Origin of the sequence: Mesorhizobium sp. M7A.F.Ca.MR.362.00.0.0, assembly GCF_004023175.1 — a bacterium.
Taxonomy (GTDB): Bacteria; Pseudomonadota; Alphaproteobacteria; order Rhizobiales; family Rhizobiaceae; genus Mesorhizobium.
This window is the reverse complement of sequence record NZ_RZTF01000814.1, coordinates 1-941: the sequence shown is the minus strand read 5'-3', so window position 1 is coordinate 941 and position 941 is coordinate 1. Positions and strand designations below refer to the sequence as shown.

Sequence of the window (941 nt, the reverse complement as noted above, 5' to 3'; positions counted from 1 at the left end):
GGTCAGCTACCGCATCGTGCCGCGCGTCCTCGGCCAGGCGCATCGTGCGTTGTCGTCGGCCGAGCGGGCGGCCAATGTGTCGCTGGCCTCTATATCGGATAATCCGGTCTACATCCCGCCCGACGATGCACATCCGCTCGGCCGCTGCATCTCGACCGGCGGCTATCACAATGCCATGGCGACGCCGGCGTTGGACGATCTGGCGGCGATATGGGCCGATATCTGCCTGCTCTGCGACCGCCACGCCTCGAAGCTTCTGAACGGCAAGGTGTCGCTGCTGCCGGATCTGCTGATGACCGGACGTCACTCAGCCGACAGCGACGGCCACGGCAATGTCGGCTACGTGCCGATGGCGATCACCGGCTATCTCGAGCAGGCCAAGCTGGCCGCACAGCGCACCTTCATTCCGGGCACGGAATCGGCTGGCGCGGGGCAGGACGACGTCGCCACGACGGCGTTCTTCGCATGGACAAAGGAGGCAACCGCCGGCCGCTGCGTCAACGCCGCCATGGCGATGCTGGCGATGATCGCCTCGCAAGCGCTGCACGTCACCGAACGCACGCCGCCGCCGGCACTGCGCTCCTTCGTCGATCAAATCAGAGCTATCGTGCCGCCTGTCGGCGCCGATCGCGTGCTGGGGCCGGAGCTTGCCAGGTTGGCGGAATGGTTCACTGAGAAAGTGTTCGAAACGTAGAGATGCCGACAAAGCGGTAGCCGGTGAACTGGTGCGCCTGAACGGATGAAGTTCGAACCTGCCGAGCTTCAGGTGGCCCGCCACCCGAAGCTCGAAGAGCGAAGGGTGGTGCGGACGACGGGAATCGAACCCGTACGATCAGAGATCGAGGGATTTTAAGTCCCTTGCGTCTACCAATTCCGCCACGTCCGCAGGCCAGCCCTTTTCAGACGCCAGACACAGCCCGTCAAGTCGTGTTGTTGAGCGT

General features: G+C 64.2%; 1 protein-coding gene and 1 tRNA gene. One reads left to right on the top strand and one right to left on the bottom strand.

What is annotated here, in order from left to right:
* The coding region (locus EOC06_RS37895) for an aromatic amino acid lyase (RefSeq protein WP_164899028.1) at nucleotides 1–694 on the top strand (694 nt) is incomplete at its 5' end.
* A gap of 106 nt (nucleotides 695–800) precedes the next feature.
* Here the strand turns inward: EOC06_RS37895 and EOC06_RS37890 are convergent.
* Nucleotides 801–886: transfer RNA gene (locus EOC06_RS37890), tRNA-Leu, on the bottom strand.
* Nucleotides 887–941 lie beyond the last annotated feature (55 nt).